The sequence below is a fragment of the Arthrobacter sp. 05L44 genome (assembly GCF_056397605.1).
This window is the reverse complement of sequence record NZ_JBFTNS010000001.1, coordinates 1,054,913-1,074,378: the sequence shown is the minus strand read 5'-3', so window position 1 is coordinate 1,074,378 and position 19,466 is coordinate 1,054,913. Positions and strand designations below refer to the sequence as shown.

At 68.9% G+C, this 19,466-nt stretch carries 20 protein-coding genes and 1 riboswitch; of the genes, 12 read left to right on the top strand and 8 right to left on the bottom strand.

Annotated features, from left to right (window positions below; translation table 11 throughout):
* Positions 1-58: 58 nt before the first annotated feature.
* Positions 59-634: a dCTP deaminase gene (gene dcd, locus AC1DHY_RS05025; protein ID WP_476878659.1), complete on the top strand. Its 576-nt coding sequence runs from the start codon at positions 59-61 to the stop codon at positions 632-634.
* Between the two features lie 13 nt (positions 635-647).
* Here the strand turns inward: dcd and AC1DHY_RS05020 are convergent, their stop codons facing one another.
* The 3 genes from AC1DHY_RS05020 to AC1DHY_RS05010 are packed head-to-tail and all read right to left on the bottom strand — an operon-like array spanning position 648 to position 3,769.
* On the bottom strand, positions 648-1,844 hold the full coding sequence (locus AC1DHY_RS05020; protein WP_476878658.1) for a cation:proton antiporter: 1,197 nt from the start codon (positions 1,842-1,844) through the stop codon (positions 648-650).
* A 5-nt stretch (positions 1,845-1,849) separates the two neighbouring features.
* Complete coding sequence (locus AC1DHY_RS05015; protein WP_476878657.1) at positions 1,850-2,332, bottom strand: cation:proton antiporter regulatory subunit; 483 nt, start codon at positions 2,330-2,332, stop codon at positions 1,850-1,852.
* A 39-nt stretch (positions 2,333-2,371) separates the two neighbouring features.
* The gene (locus AC1DHY_RS05010) at positions 2,372-3,769 is read right to left on the bottom strand and encodes an MFS transporter (RefSeq protein WP_476903242.1); all 1,398 of its coding nucleotides are present in this window, start codon (positions 3,767-3,769) and stop codon (positions 2,372-2,374) included.
* Positions 3,770-3,990: 221 nt separating this feature from the next.
* Between AC1DHY_RS05010 and AC1DHY_RS05005 the strand changes: the two genes are divergently transcribed.
* From AC1DHY_RS05005 to mnhG, 6 genes are read left to right on the top strand one after another with little or no spacing between them, the layout of a single operon-like run.
* A complete protein-coding gene (locus AC1DHY_RS05005; protein ID WP_476903241.1) occupies positions 3,991-7,011 on the top strand; it encodes a Na+/H+ antiporter subunit A in 3,021 nt (1,006 codons plus the stop codon).
* Positions 7,008-7,550 carry a Na(+)/H(+) antiporter subunit C gene (locus AC1DHY_RS05000; protein WP_476878654.1) on the top strand — a complete coding sequence of 181 codons (543 nt, stop codon included), beginning with the start codon at positions 7,008-7,010 and terminating at the stop codon, positions 7,548-7,550. Before AC1DHY_RS05005 ends, AC1DHY_RS05000 begins: the two co-directional genes overlap by 4 nt.
* The gene (locus AC1DHY_RS04995; protein WP_476903240.1) at positions 7,547-9,145 is read left to right on the top strand and encodes a Na+/H+ antiporter subunit D; all 1,599 of its coding nucleotides are present in this window, start codon (positions 7,547-7,549) and stop codon (positions 9,143-9,145) included. The genes AC1DHY_RS05000 and AC1DHY_RS04995 overlap by 4 nt, the downstream gene beginning before the upstream one ends.
* On the top strand, positions 9,142-9,687 hold the full coding sequence (locus AC1DHY_RS04990; protein WP_476903239.1) for a Na+/H+ antiporter subunit E: 546 nt from the start codon (positions 9,142-9,144) through the stop codon (positions 9,685-9,687). The genes AC1DHY_RS04995 and AC1DHY_RS04990 overlap by 4 nt, the downstream gene beginning before the upstream one ends.
* On the top strand, positions 9,684-9,962 hold the full coding sequence (locus AC1DHY_RS04985) for an MrpF/PhaF family protein (RefSeq protein ID WP_476879464.1): 279 nt from the start codon (positions 9,684-9,686) through the stop codon (positions 9,960-9,962). The genes AC1DHY_RS04990 and AC1DHY_RS04985 overlap by 4 nt, the downstream gene beginning before the upstream one ends.
* Positions 9,952-10,347, top strand: coding sequence for a monovalent cation/H(+) antiporter subunit G (gene mnhG / locus AC1DHY_RS04980; RefSeq protein ID WP_476879465.1), 396 nt, complete (start codon positions 9,952-9,954; stop codon positions 10,345-10,347). Before AC1DHY_RS04985 ends, mnhG begins: the two co-directional genes overlap by 11 nt.
* Before the next feature lie 31 nt (positions 10,348-10,378).
* On the opposite strand, the gene AC1DHY_RS04975 is transcribed toward mnhG, so the two are convergent.
* Positions 10,379-10,642 (bottom strand): DUF4235 domain-containing protein, encoded by a 264-nt coding sequence (locus AC1DHY_RS04975; protein ID WP_476879466.1) that lies wholly within the window; start codon positions 10,640-10,642, stop codon positions 10,379-10,381.
* A 41-nt stretch (positions 10,643-10,683) separates the two neighbouring features.
* Positions 10,684-11,223: a heme-degrading domain-containing protein gene (locus AC1DHY_RS04970; RefSeq protein WP_476879467.1), complete on the bottom strand. Its 540-nt coding sequence runs from the start codon at positions 11,221-11,223 to the stop codon at positions 10,684-10,686.
* A gap of 154 nt (positions 11,224-11,377) precedes the next feature.
* Positions 11,378-11,516, top strand: a riboswitch (TPP riboswitch).
* Positions 11,517-11,585: 69 nt separating this feature from the next.
* Between AC1DHY_RS04970 and AC1DHY_RS04965 the strand changes: the two genes are divergently transcribed.
* The 5 genes from AC1DHY_RS04965 to AC1DHY_RS04945 all read left to right on the top strand — a co-directional run bounded on the left by AC1DHY_RS04965 (position 11,586) and on the right by AC1DHY_RS04945 (position 17,525).
* A complete protein-coding gene (locus AC1DHY_RS04965) occupies positions 11,586-12,218 on the top strand; it encodes an ECF transporter S component (protein ID WP_476879468.1) in 633 nt (210 codons plus the stop codon).
* A gap of 13 nt (positions 12,219-12,231) precedes the next feature.
* Entirely contained in the window at positions 12,232-13,878 is a 1,647-nt protein-coding gene (locus AC1DHY_RS04960) for an ABC transporter ATP-binding protein (RefSeq protein ID WP_476879469.1), read from the top strand.
* Positions 13,875-14,678 carry an energy-coupling factor transporter transmembrane component T family protein gene (locus AC1DHY_RS04955; protein WP_476879470.1) on the top strand — a complete coding sequence of 268 codons (804 nt, stop codon included), beginning with the start codon at positions 13,875-13,877 and terminating at the stop codon, positions 14,676-14,678. Before AC1DHY_RS04960 ends, AC1DHY_RS04955 begins: the two co-directional genes overlap by 4 nt.
* Before the next feature lie 142 nt (positions 14,679-14,820).
* A complete protein-coding gene (locus AC1DHY_RS04950; RefSeq protein WP_476879471.1) occupies positions 14,821-16,344 on the top strand; it encodes a UDP-N-acetylglucosamine 1-carboxyvinyltransferase in 1,524 nt (507 codons plus the stop codon).
* Between the two features lie 62 nt (positions 16,345-16,406).
* Entirely contained in the window at positions 16,407-17,525 is a 1,119-nt protein-coding gene (locus tag AC1DHY_RS04945; protein WP_476879472.1) for a glutamate--cysteine ligase, read from the top strand.
* Here AC1DHY_RS04945 and AC1DHY_RS04940 read toward each other — a convergent pair.
* Genes AC1DHY_RS04940 through AC1DHY_RS04930 form a run of 3 tightly spaced genes read right to left on the bottom strand, consistent with a single transcriptional unit; the run spans position 17,512 to position 19,465 of the window.
* Positions 17,512-18,720 carry an O-succinylhomoserine sulfhydrylase gene (locus AC1DHY_RS04940; RefSeq protein WP_476879473.1) on the bottom strand — a complete coding sequence of 403 codons (1,209 nt, stop codon included), beginning with the start codon at positions 18,718-18,720 and terminating at the stop codon, positions 17,512-17,514. The genes AC1DHY_RS04945 and AC1DHY_RS04940 overlap by 14 nt on opposite strands.
* Positions 18,717-19,133 (bottom strand): rhodanese-like domain-containing protein, encoded by a 417-nt coding sequence (locus AC1DHY_RS04935; RefSeq protein ID WP_476903238.1) that lies wholly within the window; start codon positions 19,131-19,133, stop codon positions 18,717-18,719. The genes AC1DHY_RS04940 and AC1DHY_RS04935 overlap by 4 nt, the downstream gene beginning before the upstream one ends.
* A complete protein-coding gene (locus AC1DHY_RS04930; RefSeq protein ID WP_476903237.1) occupies positions 19,130-19,465 on the bottom strand; it encodes a DUF1737 domain-containing protein in 336 nt (111 codons plus the stop codon). Before AC1DHY_RS04930 ends, AC1DHY_RS04935 begins: the two co-directional genes overlap by 4 nt.
* Position 19,466: the final 1 nt, after the last annotated feature.

Below are 19,466 nucleotides of genomic sequence, written 5' to 3'. Positions count from 1 at the left end.
GGCGGTAACACTGGACGCACGGCTACGGCCCGGCGATTACTGCGGTACTTTTGATCCTGTGCTGATCTCAGACCGCGACATTCGTACCGAAATCGATTCCCACCGGATTGTGCTGGAGCCCTTCGACCCGGACATGGTCCAGCCGTCGTCGGTGGACGTGCGGATCGACCGCTTCTTCCGGTTGTTCGACAACCACAAGTACGCACACATCGACCCGTCCGAAGACCAGCCGGAACTGACCCGGCTGGTGGAGGTCGACTCCGGCGAGCCGTTTATCCTGCACCCGGGCGAGTTCGTGCTCGGCTCCACCTACGAGACCGTCACGCTCCCGGACGACATTGCCGCCCGGCTGGAGGGTAAATCCTCGCTGGGCCGGCTGGGCCTGCTGACCCACTCCACCGCCGGGTTCATCGATCCCGGTTTCTCCGGCCACGTCACCCTGGAACTGTCCAACATGGCGACGCTGCCCATCAAGCTGTGGCCGGGCATGAAAATCGGGCAGCTATGCTTCTTCCGCCTGAGCTCTGCCGCCGAGCACCCGTACGGGTCCGGCGAGTACGGGAACCGCTACCAGGGCCAGCGCGGCCCGACGGCGAGCCGCAGCCACCTGAACTTCCACCGCACCGACATCTAGCCGGCGCCGGTTCCTAAGCGACCGGCCGGACCGGCAATCCGGCACGTTTGGCCGGGCGCCGCAGGACCTTCACGATCGGTTCCACGAAGCGGGCGGCCAACGGACCCATCACGGCCATGATCAGGACGTAGGCCGTGGCCAGGGCGGCCAGTTCACGGGGGACCACCCCGGATGCCACGGCGAGCCCGGCGATCACGATCGAGAACTCCCCGCGGGCGATCAGTGCGGCCCCGGCACGGAAGCGGCCGGGGAGCGCGATCCCGGCCCGCTTGGCTGCCCACACCCCGGTGATCATCTTGGTCGCGGCCGTCAGCACGGCCAGCGCCAGCGCCCACCCGAGCACCGGCGGGATGGAGGTGGGGTCCGTGTTGAGGCCGAAAACGACGAAGAAGATCGCCGCGAAAAGGTCGCGCAGCGGCTCGAGGATCCGGGTTGCACTGTGCGCGGTGGCGCCGGAAATCGCGATGCCCAGCATAAAGGCGCCCACGGCGGCGGAGACCTGCATGGCGGCGGCCAGCCCGGCGACGAGCAGCGCGGCGCCCAGCAGGTTGAGCAAGAAAACCTCGGAGTTTTCGCTGTGCACTGCTTTGGACACGTGGTGCCCGTGCCGCAGTGCAACCACGAGCACCAGGGTGACGACGGCGAGGGAGATCCCGACGGTCTGCAGGCCCACGAGGAACGTGACCCCGGCCAGGGTGGCCGTCAGGATCGGCAGGTAAATGGCCATCGCGAGGTCCTCGAAGACGAGGATGGACAGGATGACCGGTGTTTCGCGGTTACCGATCCGGCCAAGGTCCGTGATGACTTTCGCGGCGATGCCGGACGAGGAAATGTACGTGACGCCGCCCATGACCATGGCGCCCACCAGCCCCCAGCCCAGCATCACGGCAAGGCCCGCTCCCGGAAGGAAGTTCAGGACGAGGTCCAGCACGCCGGCCTGCCAGGAGCGGCGTAGGCCGGTCACGAGCTCCGCCGCCGTATATTCCAATCCGAGCATAAGCAGGAGGAGGATAACGCCGATCTCGCTCGAGAGGTGCGCGAACTCGTGCATTCCCTCCAGCTTGACCAGGCCGCCCGCGCCGAAGAACAGGCCCCCGATCAAATAGAGGGGGATGGGAGACATGCCGATCCGCCCGGCCAGCCTGGCCAGCAGGCCAAGACAGAACACGACGGCCCCCAGTTCGATGAGGGTCAGGGCGAGCGGATCCATGCCGCTTATCCGTTGCGCAGGATGCCGGCTGCCGTATCCAGGCCTTCTTGGGTGCCAACGGCCACGAGCAGGTCGCCCGGATGCAGGACGACGTCGGGGCCAGGCGAAGGGAGCACTTCACCCTCGCGCATGATGGCCACGATCGAGACGCCACTGCGGGTACGGATGCAGGCCTTGCCCATGGGCTGGTTCTGGAAGGGGGAGTCGGCGCCGATGGAAAATTGCCGGGTGACGATGCCGGGGACCTCGCGGTGGGCCTCGGAGAGCTGCATTGCCAGGCGCTGTCCGCCGAGCAGGTTACCGAGGGCAGCGGCCTCGTCGGCCGTCAGCGGGATGGAGGCCTGGCAGGTGTCCGGGTCGTCCCAGGTCGAGACGATCAGCTCGGTCTGGCCTTCGCGGTATTCGACGACGCCGATCCGGCGCCCCGAGGCGGTCATGAAGTCCTTGCGCCGGCCGAGGCCGGGCAGGTCTGTCTCATCCACGTTCATGCCTCCAGCCTAGTGCGCCGACCCGGATTTCGGGCAGCTTCAGGCCTCGGGTACCACCGCGATCTCCGTCTTGCCGGGCGCTTTGACCGGTAGCAGCACGAGCAGCCCGGCGAGCAGGACCACCATGATGCCCAGGATGCCCCAGCGCTGCGCTTCGCCGGGAGCAACAAGGGGCGTGGCGACGGTGATGCATAGCGTAAACAGCGCAGGGGCCAGGAAGCTCACGGCCCGGCCGGTGGTCGCGTACAGGCCGAAGAGCTCCCCCGACTCGCCGTGCGGGGCGAGCCTAGCCAGATAGGCGCGGGAGCAGGACTGCGCCGGACCGACAAAAAGGCACAGGAACAGCCCGAACACCCAGAACGTCGTGCTCCCGGCCCAGTCCATGCCGAAGAAGGAATACTTCCCGTTGCCGAGGATGAGGATGACGCTCCCGGAGACCAGCAACCCGGCCAGCGAGCCAATGATGACCGCCTTGGGTCCCACCTTGTCGTCGAGGAACCCGCCCAGCAGGGCCCCGGCGGCGGCCACGATGTTGCCGAAGATGGCGAAGAAGATCACCTGTTTGAGTTCGAAGCCAAAGGTCCCGGCGGCGATGATGCCGCCAAAGGTGAACACGGCGGCGAGCCCGTCGCGGAAAATGGCGCTGGCCAGCAGGAAGTAGATGGTGTGCGGGCTGGTCCGGTAGATGGCGCGGATCCGGCGGCCCAGCAGGCCGTAGGACGCGAAGAACCCCAGGTTGGAGTGCCGGGCCTTGGGTACCTCGGGCACCGCGAACATCACGGGGATGGCGAAGACCAGGAACCAGAGCGCGGAGAACACGGCGACGAGGCGGATGTTCAGGCCGTCCTGCGTGGAGGCGCCCACCCAGTCGATGGTCGGCTGGACGAAGAGCTGCAGCACGATCAGCAGCGCGACAATTCCGCCGAGGTAGCCGGAGGCCCAGCCGAAGCCGCTGATCTTGCCGATGTTTGCGGGGGTGGAGATTTGGGCGAGCATGGCGTTGTAGTTGACGCCGGCGAATTCGAAGAACACGTTGCCGAGCGCAATCAGTGTCACGCCCAGCAGCAGGAACTCGGGGCGGGGGAAGACAAAGAAGCAGAGGCCGGTCAGGAGCGCGACGGCGGCCGTGTTGACGCCGAGCCAGAGTTTCCGCCGGCCGCCGGTGTCCGAGCGCTGGCCGGTGACCGGTGCCAGCAGGGCGATGGCCGCCCCGGCGATCGCGAGGGCCGAGCCCAGGACGGCGGAGGCCTGGTCCTCGCCGCCGAAGGCCTTGGAGGTCAGGTAGACCGTGAACACGAAGGTGGTCATCACGGCGTTGAAGGCCGCGGAGCCCCAGTCCCACGCAGCCCAGGCAAGGACGCGGCCCTTGCCCGTGGCATGCGCGCCGGACTCGAGTTCCGAAGCAGGGCGCGTGGCCTGGGGTATGGCGGAGTTCATAGCCTGATGGTAGCCGTCCGCATGCCGGGGCCTTGGAACCAACGGCCCTGACGCCGGCGGGTCCTCGGCGAGTGCGGGGAGGCGGCCGCCGCGGGTGGTCTGGCCCGTCACGGTCAAAACAATTTGTCAACGCTTGGTAAACTAGCCGCACCGAACCTAACCAATTGCCCCGCCTGCTCCAACTTTTTGATAATCGCATTCCCGACGTTGCGGAGATACCAGTGATCACAGTCCTTGCCGTGCACTTCGCGGTGGCTGCTGTGGCCCCGTTCCTCTTCCGCAGACTCGGTAGAAACGCGTTCTTCGCGCTGGCGGCGGTGCCCGCGGGTTCCTTTGTGTGGCTGGTCTTCCAGCACGGAATGGTCTATTCGGCCGCCGGGTCAACCGCGGTGTCCATCCCGTGGATCCCTGACCTGAGCCTGGAGCTGGCCTTCCGCATGGACGCCCTGGCCTGGGTCATGTCCCTGCTGATCCTGGGCGTCGGCACCCTGGTCCTGGTTTACTGCGCGCGCTATTTCAAAGACAAAGACAGCTACCTGGGCGGGTTCGGCGCCCAACTGCTGGCCTTCGCCGGTGCGATGTTCGGCCTGGTCACCGCCGATGACCTGCTCCTGATGTTCATCTTCTGGGAACTGACCACGGTCCTGTCCTACCTGCTGATCGGCTACGCCCGCACCCGCCTCTCGGCCCGGCGATCGGCGCTGCAGGCGCTGGTGGTCACCACCGCCGGCGGCCTCGCGATGCTGGTCGGGCTGATCATGCTGGGCGCGACGGCAGGCACCTACCGGATCTCCACGATCCTGCAGATGGCGCCGGACCTGGTGGCCGGCCCGGCGGCGGCGGCCGTGGCCGCCGCCGTCGTCCTTGTCCTGGTGGGCGCCATCACCAAGTCCGCCCTGGTGCCCTTCCACTTCTGGCTCCCCGGGGCGATGGCGGCGCCGACGCCGGTCAGCGCCTACCTGCACGCCGCCGCCATGGTGAAGGCCGGGATCTACCTTGTGGCCCGGCTGGCTCCCGGTTTCGCCGAGACGGCGTACTGGCTTCCGGTGGTGCTGGGCCTGGGCCTGGCGACCATGCTGGTGGGCGGGTACCGCGCCCTGCGGCAGACGGACATCAAACTCATCCTCGCCTACGGCACAGTCAGCCAGCTGGGCTTCCTGACCATGGTGGTCGGCCTCGGCAAACCGGATGCGGCGCTCGCCGGGCTCGCCCTCCTGCTGGCCCACGGCCTCTTCAAAGCCACACTGTTCCTGGTGGTCGGCATCATCGACCACCAGGCCGGGACCCGCGACATCCGCAAGCTCTCGGGCGTCTACCAGTCCTCCCGTGCGCTGGCCGTGGTGGCGGCGATCGGCGCTGCTTCGATGGCCGGTGTCCCGCCCCTGGCCGGCTTCGTGGCGAAGGAATCGGTCTTCGAGGCCTTCGTGCACCACTCCGGCGCCGGGACCGGACCGTGGGGACTCGTGCTCCTTAGTGGCCTGGTGCTCGGTTCCATCCTGACGTTCGCCTACAGTGCCCGGTTCATGTGGGGCGCCTTCGCGGTCAAGCCCGGCGTGCCGGCCACCCCGTTCAAAGCGATCCAACCCGCCTTCCTGGCCACCCCCGCCCTGCTCAGCCTCCTGACCGTGGTTTACGGCGTGTGGCCGGACCCGGTGGACGGCTGGATCCAGCCGTACGCTGCGCTCTTTTCCGGCCATGCCGGTGCCGCCGGCGGTGAGGCCGACGCCGGCCACCTGGCACTATGGCACGGCCTCACCCCGGCCCTGGGGCTGACTGCCGTCACGTTCGCCCTCGGCCTGGCGATGTTCTACGGCCGCAACGCCGTCTCCCGGGTGCAGGCCCTGGTCCCCGGCTGGGTCGACGGCGACCGCGCCTACCAGCTGACCATCGGCGCCCTCGACGACGCCGCCGTGTGGATCACCGGCCGCACCCAGCGGGGCTCGCTCTACTTCTACCTGGCGGTCATCCTGACCGTCGCCTTCGCCCTGCCGCTCACGGCGCTGGTCCTGGCCAACAAGCCCCTGCCCGACGGCCTGTACTTCATCGATCCCGGCTCGCCGCTGCAGCTTGTGGCCGGCGCCGGCATCGTGATCGGTGCGCTCGCCGCCGTCCGGGCCAACAAACGGTTCCTGGCCGTGCTGATGGTGTCGGTCACCGGCTACGGGATCGCCCTGATGTTCGCGCTGCAAGGCGCGCCGGACCTGGCCCTGACGCAGATGCTGGTGGAGACCATCATCCTGGTGGCCTTCGTCCTCGCCATGCGCAGCCTGCCGGCCGAACTCCGGGACCGCACCGGCGGCAAATACCGGGTGGTCCGCGTGATCATCGGCGCGGCCTTCGGGATCACGATGATCTTCGTGGCGATCTACGCCCTGGGCGCCCGGGTCGCGACGCCGGTCTCCCTGGAGTTCCCGCGCCTGGCCTACGAGGGCGGCGGGGGACTGAACGTGGTCAACGTGACTCTCGTGGACATCCGGGCGTGGGACACCTTCGGCGAAATCTCCGTGCTGGCCCTCGCCGCCACCGGCGTCGCCAGCCTGATCTTCGTCCGCGGCCGCGGCGACCGCATCGGCCCCGCCTCCTCGGTGGCAGAAGGAACCGTCGGCCGCAGGACCCGCGTGCCGGCGCATACCAGGGACAACGCGGCCCTCGCCATGAGCCGCCGTTTCGCGGCGTCCACCCGGGACGCCTGGCTGGTGGCCGGCCGGACCATGGCGCCCGAACGCCGCTCCATCATCTTCGAAGTCATCACCCGGCTGATCTTCCACTCCATGATCGTGTTCTCGATCTACCTGCTGCTCGCCGGGCACAACCTGCCCGGCGGCGGGTTCGCCGGCGGGCTGATGGCCGGCCTGGCGCTGACCATCCGCTACCTCGCGGGCGGCCGCTTCGAACTGCGCGAGGCCACCCCAGTCAGCGCCGGTGCGCTGCTGGGCATCGGGCTGGCGACCGCCGCCGCGTCCGGTGTGGCACCGCTCCTCCTGGGTGGCCAGGTCTTCCAAAGCGCCGTGATCGAACTCTGGCTGCCGGTCTTCGGCGACATCAAGTTCGTCACCTCCACCATTTTCGACATCGGCGTGTACGTTGTGGTGGTCGGCCTGGCCCTGGACGTGCTGCGCAGCCTGGGCGCCGAAATCGACGAGCACTTCGAAGAGGAACCCGAGGACGGCCCCGGCGAATCGTCCGGCGCCCCGGAGACCGACGGCCTCGCGGCCGAAACCACCGCGAAGGGCATCTCATGAACGTCAATCTGACCTTGCTGACGGTCATGGGCGCGTTGTACGCCTGCGGCATCTACCTGATCCTGGAGCGCAGCCTGACCCGGGTCCTGCTGGGCCTGATGCTGCTGGCCAACGCCACCAACCTGCTGATCCTGGCGACCGGCGGGTACGCGGGCCTGGCCCCGCTGTACAGCAAGGGCACCGCCGCGGGGGATTACAGCGACCCGCTGCCGCAGGCCCTGATCCTGACCTCGATCGTGATCTCCTTCGCCGTCACGGCCTTTATGTTGGGCATCATCTACCGCACCTGGGTGCTGGCCCGGCAGGACGAGATCCAGGACGACGCCGAAGACCGCCGCGTGGCCGAGACACCCAGCTTCGACGCCGAGGACGACGCCGTCATCCCCGTCGAAACCTCGGAATTCCCCCTGGTGGGCGGTGTGGACGGCGTAGAGACCGTGCAGGCCGGCCCCCGGCCGATGCCGGCCGCCGCAGCCGCGGCGGAGGAACAACCCGGTTCCCGCAACATCACCCCCGGCCCGGAAGGAGGGACCAAGTGAACATCGCAAGCTTTGCCCCGCTCGCCGTCGTCCTCCCGATCCTGGGCGCCGCCCTGACCTTCCTGCTGATCCGGCATCCCCGGGCCCAGCGCACCGTCAGCATCGCCCTGCTCTCGCTCACCCTGCTGCTGGAGTGCCTGTTGCTGGCCTCCGTCTGGCAGGGCGGGACAGCATCGGTCAACATCGGCGGCTGGCTGCCGCCCTGGGGCATCGTGCTGGTGGTGGACCAGTTCTCCTCGCTAATGCTGGTGGTCTCCTCCACCATCAGCCTCGCCGTGCTGGTCTACGCCACCGGCCAGGGCATGGCCGACGGCGACAGCGACGCACCCGTGTCGATATTCCACCCCACCTACCTGATCCTGGTGGCAGGCGTGTCCAACGCCTTCCTCTCCGGGGACCTCTTCAACCTGTACGTGGGCTTCGAGATCCTGCTGACGGCCAGCTACGTGCTGATGACCCTCGGCGGAACGGGGCCGCGGATCCGCGCCGGCGTGACCTACGTGGTGGTCTCCGTGGTGTCCTCGGTGCTGTTCCTTATCGCGATCGCGATGATCTACGGCGCCACCGGCACCATCAACATGGCGGACCTGGCCATCAAGCTAATGGAGCTGGACCAGGGCACCAGGAACCTGCTGCACGTGCTGCTGCTGGTGGCGTTCGGCATCAAGGCGGCCGTGTTCCCGCTCAGTTTCTGGCTCCCCGACTCGTACCCGACGGCGCCGGCGCCGGTGACCGCCGTGTTCGCAGGCCTGCTCACCAAGGTGGGCGTCTACGCGATGGTCCGGACCGAGACCCTGCTCTTCCCCGGGGACACGTTCAACACACCGCTGATGGTCGCGGCACTGCTGACCATGGTGGTGGGGATCCTTGGCGCGCTGGCCCAAAGTGACATTAAACGTCTGCTCTCCTTCACCCTGGTCAGCCATATCGGCTACATGGTCTTCGGCCTGGCGATGTCCTCCGTGGCCGGGCTGGGCGCGGCCGTCTTCTACGTGGCGCACCACATCACCATCCAGACCAGCCTCTTCCTGGTGACCGGCCTGATCGAGCGCCGGGCCGGAAGCTCCTCGGTGGACCGGATCGCCGGGCTCGCCAAGCTCTCCCCGCTGCTGGCCGTGCTGTTCTTCGTGCCGGCCATGAACCTCGCCGGCATCCCGCCGTTCTCCGGTTTCCTGGGCAAAGTCGGCCTGCTGCAGGCCGGCGTCGCCCTGGGCACGCCGCTGGCCTACGCGCTAGTGGCCGGCGGCGTGCTGACCAGCCTCCTGACGCTGCTGGCCATCGCAAGGGTCTGGAACCGTGCGTTCTGGCGCAAGCCCGAGGACGCCGAACATCCTGATCCCGTACTCCTGGCCGCCTCCGCCGGCGGCTCCGGGAGCCAAGGCGTGACCCTGCTGCCGCGCACCATGGTGGGTTCCACCCTCGGGCTGGTGCTGTTCGGGGTGGCGCTGACGGTCTTTGCCGGGCCGCTGTTCCAGGTTGCCGGCCAGTCGGCCGGGGTGATGCTGGACCGTACCTCCTACATCCATGCGGTGCTGGGTGACCAGGCGCCGGTCCCGGCCATAGCCCAGCCGCCGGGACAGGAGGGCGGCAAATGACCCGCAAGCGAATCTCCCTGCGCCAGGAACTGCCGCTGCTGGTCTGGCTCGTGATCGTCTGGGGTGCACTCTGGCAGGATTTCAGCCCCGGCAACCTGCTCTTCGGCGCCCTGATCGCCGTAGTGGTGGCCCGGCTGCTCTACCTGCCGCCGGTGGAACTGGGCGGCCGCTTTAATGTGCTGCGCGCCGTCCCCTTCGCCCTGGTCTTCCTCGGCAAAGTGGTCGCTGCCAGCTTCCAGGTCCTCTTCCTGGCCGTGGTGCGCGGGCCGCGGGTGATCAGCGCCGTCGTCGCCGTCCCCCTCCGCAGCCACTCCGACCTGCTGGTGACGGCGACCGGACACGTAATTTCCCTGATCCCCGGGTCCTTGGTGGTGGAGGTGGACCGATCCACGTCCACGCTCTACATCCACGGCATCAACGTCCGTGACGCCGACGACGCTGCCAGGCTCCGCAAGGAAGTGCGTGACACCGAAGCGGGCTTGATCCGGATCATGGGCACCCCGGCCGAACTGACCGCACTCCAGCAGGAGGTAGCCGGATGATGCCCCTCGTCCTGATCATCACCGCCGTCGTGCTCTCCCTTGCCGCGGCCGGGGCGATCATCCGCATCGCGCGCGGGCCCTCGCTGCTGGACCGGGTGCTGGCCGCGGACGTCCTGCTGGCCATCCTCGGCGCGGCGCTCTGCATCGACATGGCCGTCAACCGGCACCTGAACAACCTGATGCTGCTCGTGGCCATCTCCATCATCGGCTTCGTCGGCTCGGTGACGGTGGCACGGTTCGTGGCGGACCGGAGGAAGCAGCCCAATGAATCCTGAGACGAGCTCCGTGGATACCGTGATCGACGCAGTCTCTGCCGTCTTTATGGTGGTGGGGGCGCTCATGTCCCTCGGCGCCGCGATCGGCCTGCTGCGCTTCCCGGACCTGATGAGCCGGATGCACGCCGCCACCAAGCCGCAGGTACTGGGGCTGTTCCTGCTGCTGTGCGCCGTCGGGCTGCAGATGCGCACATGGTGGGTGTGGCCGGTGCTGGTGGTCGCGTGGATCTTCCAGCTGCTCACGGTGCCGGTCTCGGCCCACATGGTGGGCCGGGCCGGCTACCGGACCAAGCACCTGCACCCGGAACTGCTCAGCGCCGACGAGCTCGAAGCCGTGGTGCAGCAGGCGGCCGGGAAACGCGGGTTCACCGACGACGGCGAGTGACGCCGGGCGGTGTGCCCATAGCGGTGTGCCCTTAGACGATGTCCTGGGTCTTGGCGAAGCGGCTGATGGCGCGCTGGGTGCCGCGGTTGGCGAGGACCTGGATGATGGCGCTGACCGAAGCGGAGATCAGCGCGAACGTCAGGGCCTGGCGCAGGGTGGTGGGGACGTCGTCGTCGTGGCCCTTCGGCGGCTTGTTGCCGGTGGTCTTCTCCCACGCGGTGTCGACCAGCTTGGTCCCGACGAAACCGGCGACGAGGCTGATGCCGGTGCCGAGCAACTTGATGAGGATGTTCATGCGTCGTACTCCTTGCGGGCGGAAACAGGGCTCCCCCTAGCCTAGCGTCCCTGCCGTCCGAGGATTTCCGACAGCGCCTCGACCACCAGCTCATGGTCAGCCTTCTGCGGCAGGCCGGATACGGTGACCGTGCCGATCATTCCGGTTCCGCGCAGGTAGATCGGGAAGGAGCCGCCGTGGGCCGCGAATTCCAGCTGGTCGAACCAGGCGTTGTCCTCGATCCGCCGCCCGGACGCCCGCGCCCGCAGCCCCACGAGCAGGGACGGGACCTCGTACCGCACGGCCGTGCGCTGCTTGGCTTTGATCCAGCGGCCGTTGTCAGGGGTGGCGCCCTCCAGCGCCGCGTGGAAGAGCACCTGCTCGCCCTTGGTGATGTCGATGGCGATCGGATGGGAGCGCTCCCGGCCCAGTTCCACCAGGAGCAGCCCCAGGTCCAGGGCGTCGTCCTTGCTGAAGGACCGGAACTGGAGCTCCTCGATTTCGGTGAGGATGCGGCCGATGAGCGCCGCCAGGGAACCCGGCGGCTGGGGCTCCGCGGAATCGGGGTCGAAGTCGGGGGAAGGCGCTGGGGAGTCGGTCAAAGGAATCACCTTCCGTCAGCCGCGGCCGGGGCCCGGCCGCGGCTGCGGCCGATGCTCGCGATCTGAGCAGACTCTACCAAGCAGGCCGATCCCGGTCACCGGCTCGTGCGGGCGATCTGCCGGGTGTAAACTGAGCCAGCCCACAAGGGTGAATTGCATACGACAGGGGAGCGCCGCCGTCGGGCCTCCGGAGCAGTCCGGAACCTTAGGTGGGCGCTGAGAGTGCGGACAGCCGCAGACCCTCGAACCTGATCCGGTTAGTACCGGCGCAAGGGAGTCGAGTTCTCAGGGTGCCCGGCACCCGCGGTGCAAACCGCGGCGCCACCGGAGCACCCTCCCCTCCTGTACCTCAGGAGGAAGACATGACTGATATTTCTGCAAAGCAGACACTGACCACGGGCAAATACACCTGGCGGGTGGTGGACATTGTGGTGGCGGCGTTGATCGCTGTTGCCGGCGGCGTAATTTTCTGGGCCTGGGACCAGGGCGCGAACGTGGTGACCACGCCGCTGAACGCGGTCTACCCGCCACTGACCGGGCTGTACGCCGGCGGGTGGATGATCCCCGCGATTCTGGGCATGCTGGTTATCCGCAAGCCGGGAGCGGCCGTGTTCTGCGAAACCGTAGCCGCCACGGGGGAGCTGATCATGGGCTCGCAGTACGGCGCGTCCGTGCTGTTCTCCGGCTTCCTGCAGGGCCTCGGCGCGGAGCTCATCTTCGCCGCGTTCCTCTACAAGCGGTTCAACCTGCCGGTCTCGCTGCTGGCCGGAGCGGGCGCCGGCCTGTTCTGCGGCCTGAACGACTCCTTCCTGCCCTGGGGCTGGAACATCGCGTACGAGACCGGTGACAAGCTCGCCTACATCATTTTCTGCGCCATCTCCGGGGCCGTGATCGCCGGCGCCCTGGCCTGGATCGCCACCCGCGGCCTGGCCCGGACCGGTGTGCTGGCTTCCTTCGCGTCCCGCAAGGCGGCAACGGAACCCGTGTTCTCCTAGGGCCCGGACACGTATGGGAACCCTCGACGACGTGCGCCCGGCTGCGGTCACCGCCCGCGGCTGGGGCTGGCGGCATGCCGGCCGCACCCGCCCGGCCGTGAGCGGCTTGGACCTGGACATCAGCCCCGGCGAACGCGTGCTGCTCCTGGGGCCGTCCGGCGCGGGAAAATCCACGCTGCTGCACGCCCTGGCGGGGGTGCTCGGCGACAGCGCCGGCGCGGGACCGGCCGCGGACTCCGAGGATTCGGACGAGACCGGCAGCCTGCTGATCGACGGCGCCCCGCCCCGGGCCCGGCGCGGCACGGCGGGCCTGGTCCAGCAGGACCCCGAAACCCAGGTGGTGCTCTCGCGGCTGGGTGACGACGTCGCCTTCGGCGCCGAGAACCTTTCCGTGCCCCCGGCGGAGATCTGGCGGCGGGTCGCGGAGGCGCTCGACGACGTCGGGCTGGCCGGCCTGCCGCTGCAGCACCCGACGTCCGCGCTCTCGGGCGGACAGAAGCAACGCCTGGCGCTCGCCGGGATCCTCGCCATGCGGCCCGGGCTGCTGCTGCTGGACGAACCCACGGCCAACCTCGACCCCGCGGGTGTCCTGGAAGTCCGTGACGCCGTGGCACGGTGCCTGGACCGGACCGGAGCCACGCTGGTGGTGGTGGAGCACCGGGTGGCCGTGTGGAAGGACCTCGTCGACCGGATCGTGGTGCTGCAGCCGGGCTCTGCCACGGAGCCGGCCGTGTTGTTGGACGGCGCCCCGGACCAGGTCCTGGCGCAGGCGAGGGACATGCTCATCGCTGCCGGGGTCTGGGTGCCGGGCCACGTGCCGCCCACCCGTCCCCGCCGGCAACCCGGTGGGGACGGCGTCCAGTCTGGCGGCGTCCCCGCCGGCGGGATCCAGTCCGGCGGCGTCCAGTCCGGGCAGCTGCTCCTGGCCGCCGAAGGCCTCGCCGTGTCCCGCGAGCGGACCCGCCGCTCGGGCCTGCTCCAGGGCTTCAGGGCCATCCCGCCGGCGCCGGTGCAGACCGGCCTCGCGGCCCAGGTCCGGGCTGGAGAGGCCCTGACCATCACCGGCCCGAACGGCTCCGGCAAGTCCACCTTCGCCCTGACCCTGGCCGGCCTGCTGGCCCCGGTGGCGGGAACAGTATCGGCCACCACCGAGCTGAGCGCCGGCGCGGGCATCGACCCCTACAAGTGGAAGGCCCAGCAGTTGATCGCCAGGATCGGCACCGTGTTCCAGGAACCCGAGCACCAGTTCGTGACCGGTCGGGTGCTGGACGAGCTGAAGTTCGGTCCGCGCCACCTGGGCCATGGTGAAGAACGCGTGGACGAGCTCCTGGAACGCCTGCGGCTGCGCGACCTGGTGGACGCCAATCCCTACACGCTCTCCGGCGGCGAAAAACGCCGGCTCTCCGTGGCCACCGTGCTGGCCGCCCACCCGCAGGTGCTGGTCCTCGACGAGCCCACCTTCGGCCAGGACGTCAACACGTGGGCGGAACTCGCGTCCCTCCTCTCGGAGCTCCTCGACGCCGGGACCTCCGTGGTCTCGGTGACCCACGACGCGGAATTCAGCGCCGTCCTGGGCGGCACCGAACTGACGCTCGCCGCGCCGCATGCGCGGCAGCCGGACAGCGCCGGCCGGACGATCCCGGGGGTGGCGGCGCCGTGAGGGGCCCGCTGATCCTGCCGGGAACCGGGGCCGTGCTGACCCGCGCGAATCCGCTAGCCAAGTTCTTCGGCGTCCTGCTCATCACCCTCGTCCTGGCGCTCTCCATCGACTGGGTATCCGCCTCCGTGGCGCTCGGGTTCGAACTCCTGCTGTTCCCGCTGGCCGGCCTGACCCTGGCCCTGCTTTGGCAGCGCGGCTGGCCGCTGATCCTCGCCGCTGCCCTGGGCGGCTGGAGCACTGCGATCCTGGCCGCGGACCACGGACGGACCCTGCTCGACGTCGGCGTCTGGTCCATCAGCGAAGGCTCGCTGGCGCTGGGCCTCGGTTTCCTGTTGCGCGGTCTGGCGATCGCCCTGCCCGCGGTCCTGCTGATGAGCTGCACGGACCCCACCGACTTCGCCGACGCCCTGGCGCAGCAGGCCAAACTGCCGCACCGCTTTGTCCTCGGCACCCTCGCCGCGATGCGGCTGGTGGGGCTGATGGCCGAGGAATGGCAGACCATCGGCATGGCGCGGCGGGCGCGCGGGGTCGGCTCGCACGGGAACCCGGGGCAGCGGCTGAAGGCCACACTGGGGCAAAGCTTCGGACTGCTGGTCCAGGCCGTCCGCCGCGCCTCCCGGCTCGCCGTGACCATGGAAGCCCGCGGGTTCGGCGGGGCGCCGCGGACCTGGGCACGGCCAGCAGTATTCACGCCGATGGACGTGTGGGTGGTCCTCGGCGGCGTGCTGATCGCGGGCGGCGCGGTGGCGGCAGCGCTCGGCGCCGGGACCTGGAACATGGTCTTCCTCGGCCAGCAGTAGCGCCGGAGGTGGCGCCAGAGGGCTGGGCCCCGGGCCCTCGGCGGGAGGAGAGCATATCGCACAGAATGGATATTTTGTGAGCTTCACTGCAATTCACGGCCACAAGCGGGCCCAAATAGCTCATCCGTGATATTTATTGAATATGACTCAACAGACTGCTGAATACGTCGGCGCCGTCCTTCGGAATGCCCGCGGCGAGAAGGGCTGGACCCAGGGACAGCTGGCCGCCGAGCTGGGAACCAGCCAGAGCGCCATCGCCCGGATGGAGCAGGGCAAGCAGAACCTGAGCCTGAAAATGATCCAGCGGCTCGAGACCATCTTTGGCCGGGCGATCGTCAAAGTGGGCCGGCCGCAGATGACCCACCTCCGGGTGGAAGGCGGCCGTACGCTCTCCGGCGCCGTGGACGTCAACAGCAGCAAGAACGCCGGCGTCGCCCTGCTGTGCGCGAGCCTGATCAACCGCGGCACCACCGTCCTGCGCCGGCTGGCCCGGATCGAGGAGGTCAACCGGATCGTCGAGGTGCTCACCAGCATCGGCGTCGAATGCACCTGGCTCAACGACAACGACCTGCAGATCCGGCGCCCGGCCGTCCTGGACCTCGACGCGATGGACGTCGAGGCCGCCCGCCGAACCCGCAGCGTCATTATGCTGCTGGGCCCGCTGCTGGATGAATCCACCGAATACCGGCTGCCGTACGCCGGCGGCTGCGACCTCGGCACCCGCACCGTGGAGCCGCACATGCAGGCCCTGCGGCAGTTCGATCTGTCCGTCGAGGCGAAGTCCGGTTTCTACAGTGTCCAGGCGCCGCCGTCGGACGGGCATGACCGTTCCTTCGTGCTGAGCGAACGCGGCGACACCGTGACAGAAAACGCAATCATGGCAGCCGCCCACCGCCGCGGCACCACCATCATCCGCAACGCCAGCCCGAACTACATGGTCCAGGACCTCTGCTTCTACCTGCAGATGCTGGGCGTGGAGATCGACGGCGTCGGCACCACCACGCTGAAGATCGTCGGACGCCCCTCAATCGACGTCGACATCGAGTACTTCCCGTCCGAGGACCCGATCGAGGCGATGAGCCTGATCACCGCCGGAATCGTGACCAACTCCGAGGTCACCATCCGCCGGGTGCCGATCGAGTTTATGGAAATCGAGCTGGCCACCCTCGAGCAGATGGGCCAGCAACTGGAGGTCTCGGCCGAATACGTGGCCCGCAACGGCCGCACCCGGCTGGTGGACGTCACCACCAAGCCCTCGGAGCTCAAAGCGCCGGAGGACAAAATCCACCCGATGCCCTTCCCCGGCCTGAACATCGACAACCTGCCCTTCTTCGCCGTGATCGCCGCGAACGCGCAGGGCCAGACCATGATCCACGACTGGGTCTACGAGAACCGGGCCATCTACCTGACCGAACTGAACAAGCTCGGCGCGCAGGTCCAGCTCCTGGATCCGCACCGGATCTACGTCAACGGACCCACCAAGTGGCGGGCCGCGGAAGTCGGCTGCCCGCCGGCCCTGCGCCCGGCCGCCTGCCTGCTGCTGGCCATGCTCGCAGCGCGGGGTGTGTCCGAACTGCGCAACATCTACGTGATCGAACGCGGGTACGAGGACCTGGCCGAGCGGCTCAACACCATCGGCGCCAAGGTCGAGTACTTCCAGGACTGATACCGCGCTCCCGCGAAACAACAGGTAGCGGTCTAGGGCAGGTGCTGGCGCACAATGGTTGCATGCGCACCTTTGGCGTCGAGGAGGAACTGCTGATCGTGGACCCCGCCACCGGGGTTCCGCTGGCGCTTGCTGACACCGTGCTGCGCGACCTGAAGCCCGGCGTCGACCCCGCCGACACCCGGCACGATGACTCCGGCTTCAGTTTCGAGCTCAAGCTCGAACAGCTCGAAATCCAGACCCCGCCCTGCGCGGACCACACCAGCCTCCTGCGCGAGATCCGGCGCTCCCGGTCGGCAGCGGACGCCGCCGCCCGCCGGCACGGCGCCCGGGTGGCGGCCCTGGCAACCTCGCCGCTGGCCTCCTCGAGTCACCTGACACCGAAGCAGCGGTACGTGACCATGCAGGAGCGGTTCGGACGCACGGTCCGCAACCAGCTGACCTGCGGCCTCCACGTCCACACCCTGGTGAAGTCGCCGGAGGAGGCGGTGGCCGTGATCGACCGGATCCGGGACAAACTCGCCGTCCTGATCGCGCTCAGCGCCAATTCGCCCTACTGGAACGGGGCCGAGACAGGGTTCGAGAGTTACCGCACCCAGGCGTGGAACCGCTGGCCGGGGTCCGGGCCCACCATGATCTTTGGCAGCCTCCCCGTCTACCGCAGGGTGGTGAACCGGCTGGTCGAGACCGGGGTGCTGATGGATGAGGGGATGGTCTACTTCGATTCACGGCTGTGCCGGCACCATCCCACCGTCGAAATCCGGGTCGCCGATGTGTGCCTGCGGGCGGAGGACGCCGCCCTGATAGCCGTGCTGGTGCGGGCGCTGGTCGAGACGGCATCCCGCGAATGGGACGACGGCGTGGACCCCGCCCCGGTGCCGACCCTGCTGCTGCGGATGGCCGCATGGCAGGCCAGCAACTGCGGGCTCCGCGGGGAACTGCTGGACTTTGGCACCTTCACCCCCGCCCCCGCAGCCGAGGTGGTGCACGCGCTGGTGGACTTCGTGGCGCCGGTGCTGGCCGAGCAGGGCGAACTGGAGCTGGTCCGCCGGGGCATCACCCGGTTGCTGGCCGAGGGCACCGGCTCCCAGCTGCAGCGCGAACAGTTCAATGCCCGCGGAATGTCCGCCGTCGTCGAGCGGGCCGTCGAAGTGACGGCGTGCGGGGCTACACCTGCTTGAGCGCCTGCTCCAGGTCGCCGATCAGGTCCTCAACGTCCTCCAGGCCCACCGACAGCCGCACCACGCCGTCGCTCAGCCCGATCGCTGCCCGCCCGTCGGGGCCCATGGCGCGGTGTGTTGTGGTGGCCGGATGAGTGATCAGCGACTTCGAATCGCCGAGGTTGTTGGAGATGTCGATGATCCGCAGCGCGTCCAGCAGCGCGAACGCCGCGTCCTTGGCCGAACGCCCCGGCGAGGGCGCAAGCTCCAGGGTCAGCACAGTGCCGCCGGCTTTCATCTGCCGGGCGGCCAGCTCGTACTGCGGGTGGGAGGCCAGCAGGGGGTACTTCACCCAGCTCACGGCGGGCTGGGCCTCCAGCCATTCGGCCAGCCGCAGCGCGGAGGCGGAGGAGTGGTTCACCCGCAGGGCCATTGTCTCTAGGCCCTTGCTCAGCACCCAGGCGTTGAAGGCGGACAGGGCCGGCCCGGTGTGGCGCATCAGCTGTTTGACCGGGCCCTCGATGAACTCTTTGGTACCCAGGATGGCACCGCCCAGCACCCGGCCCTGTCCGTCGATGTGTTTGGTGCCGGAGTACACCACAACGTCCGCTCCGAGTTCCCCGCACCGCTGCAACAGCGGGGTGGCGAATACGTTGTCCACCACCACGGTGGCGCCGGCGGCGTGCGCGAGCTCGCTCACCGCGGCGATGTCCACGATTTCCTGCATGGGGTTCGACGGCGATTCGAAGAACACCGCCGTCGTGGGCTCGGCCAGCGCCGCCCGCCACTGCTCCAGGTCAGGGCCGTCCACGAAGACGGTCTCCACACCCCAGCGCGGCAGAATCTCGTTGAGGATCACAAAGCAGGATCCGAACAGCGAACGCGCTGCGACGACGCGGTCGCCGGCCCCCAGCAGGGCGCCGAGCGCGGTGAACACCGCGGACATGCCCGACGCCGTCGCGAAGCAGGCCTCGGTGCCTTCGAGCAGCCGGAGCCGTTCTTGGAAGGTGGCCACGGAGGGGTTGCCGTAGCGGGAGTAGACGAACCGTTCGTCTTCACCGGTAAAGGCGCGCTCTGCCGCGGCGGCAGATTCGTAGACGAACCCGGAGTTCAGGAAGATCGGCTCGGTGGTTTCCTGGAACCCGGTGCGGACCAGCCCGCCACGGACGGCCTGGGTTTCCGCGCTCCAGTCCTGCGCGTCGGGATTAAAGCTCACGGGGTGCTTTCCAGGTTGGTCGGGAGGCCGCGGTTCTTCCAGCCGTTCACGGTCCGCGCCCCGGTCGGGCCGGGTTCGCCCTCGAAGCCCTCCAAGACGTTGTAGGCAGTGAAACCGGCCGCGGCGGCCGCCGTTGCCGCGGCGATGGAGCGGGCGCCGGAACGGCACAGGAAGACCAACTCGGCGGTCCCGGCCGCCGGCGCCTGGCCCTGCAGCTGGTCCAGGAACTGCGGGTTCGGAGCGCCGCCCGCCAGGGTCCACTGCACAAAGAGCGGCTCCCTGCCGGTGCCGGGCGCCGTGACCGGGATGCCGATCCGGGACCACTCTCCTTCGGTGCGGACGTCCACCAGCACGGCGCCCGCCTCCAGCTTGGCCCAGGCGTCCTGCGGGCTCAGGTCTCCGGCGTAGCTCATGCGTGCCCCTCGCCGGCAAAGTCGGCCCCGGACAGGTCGGCGCCGTCGAGGTCATCGACGGCGCTGGCCACGGCGGCGTCGGCGCTTGCGATCGCGGCCGGCAGGACGACGGCCTGCGCCACGATGACGGTGCTGCCGTTGAACGTTGCGGAGGGGCTGCCGTGCAGCACGTACCCCTCGGCTAAGGCGGCGGACACGCGCTCGCAGAAGCTGCGGTCGTCGGGGCCGGTGAAGAGCCGGTAGGCCAGCTTTTCTTCCGCGGCCTGGCCAGAGGCGGCGGGGGACGGTGCGGGCTCAGTGGCGGGCACTGAGGGGACGGATGCGTCGGGCATG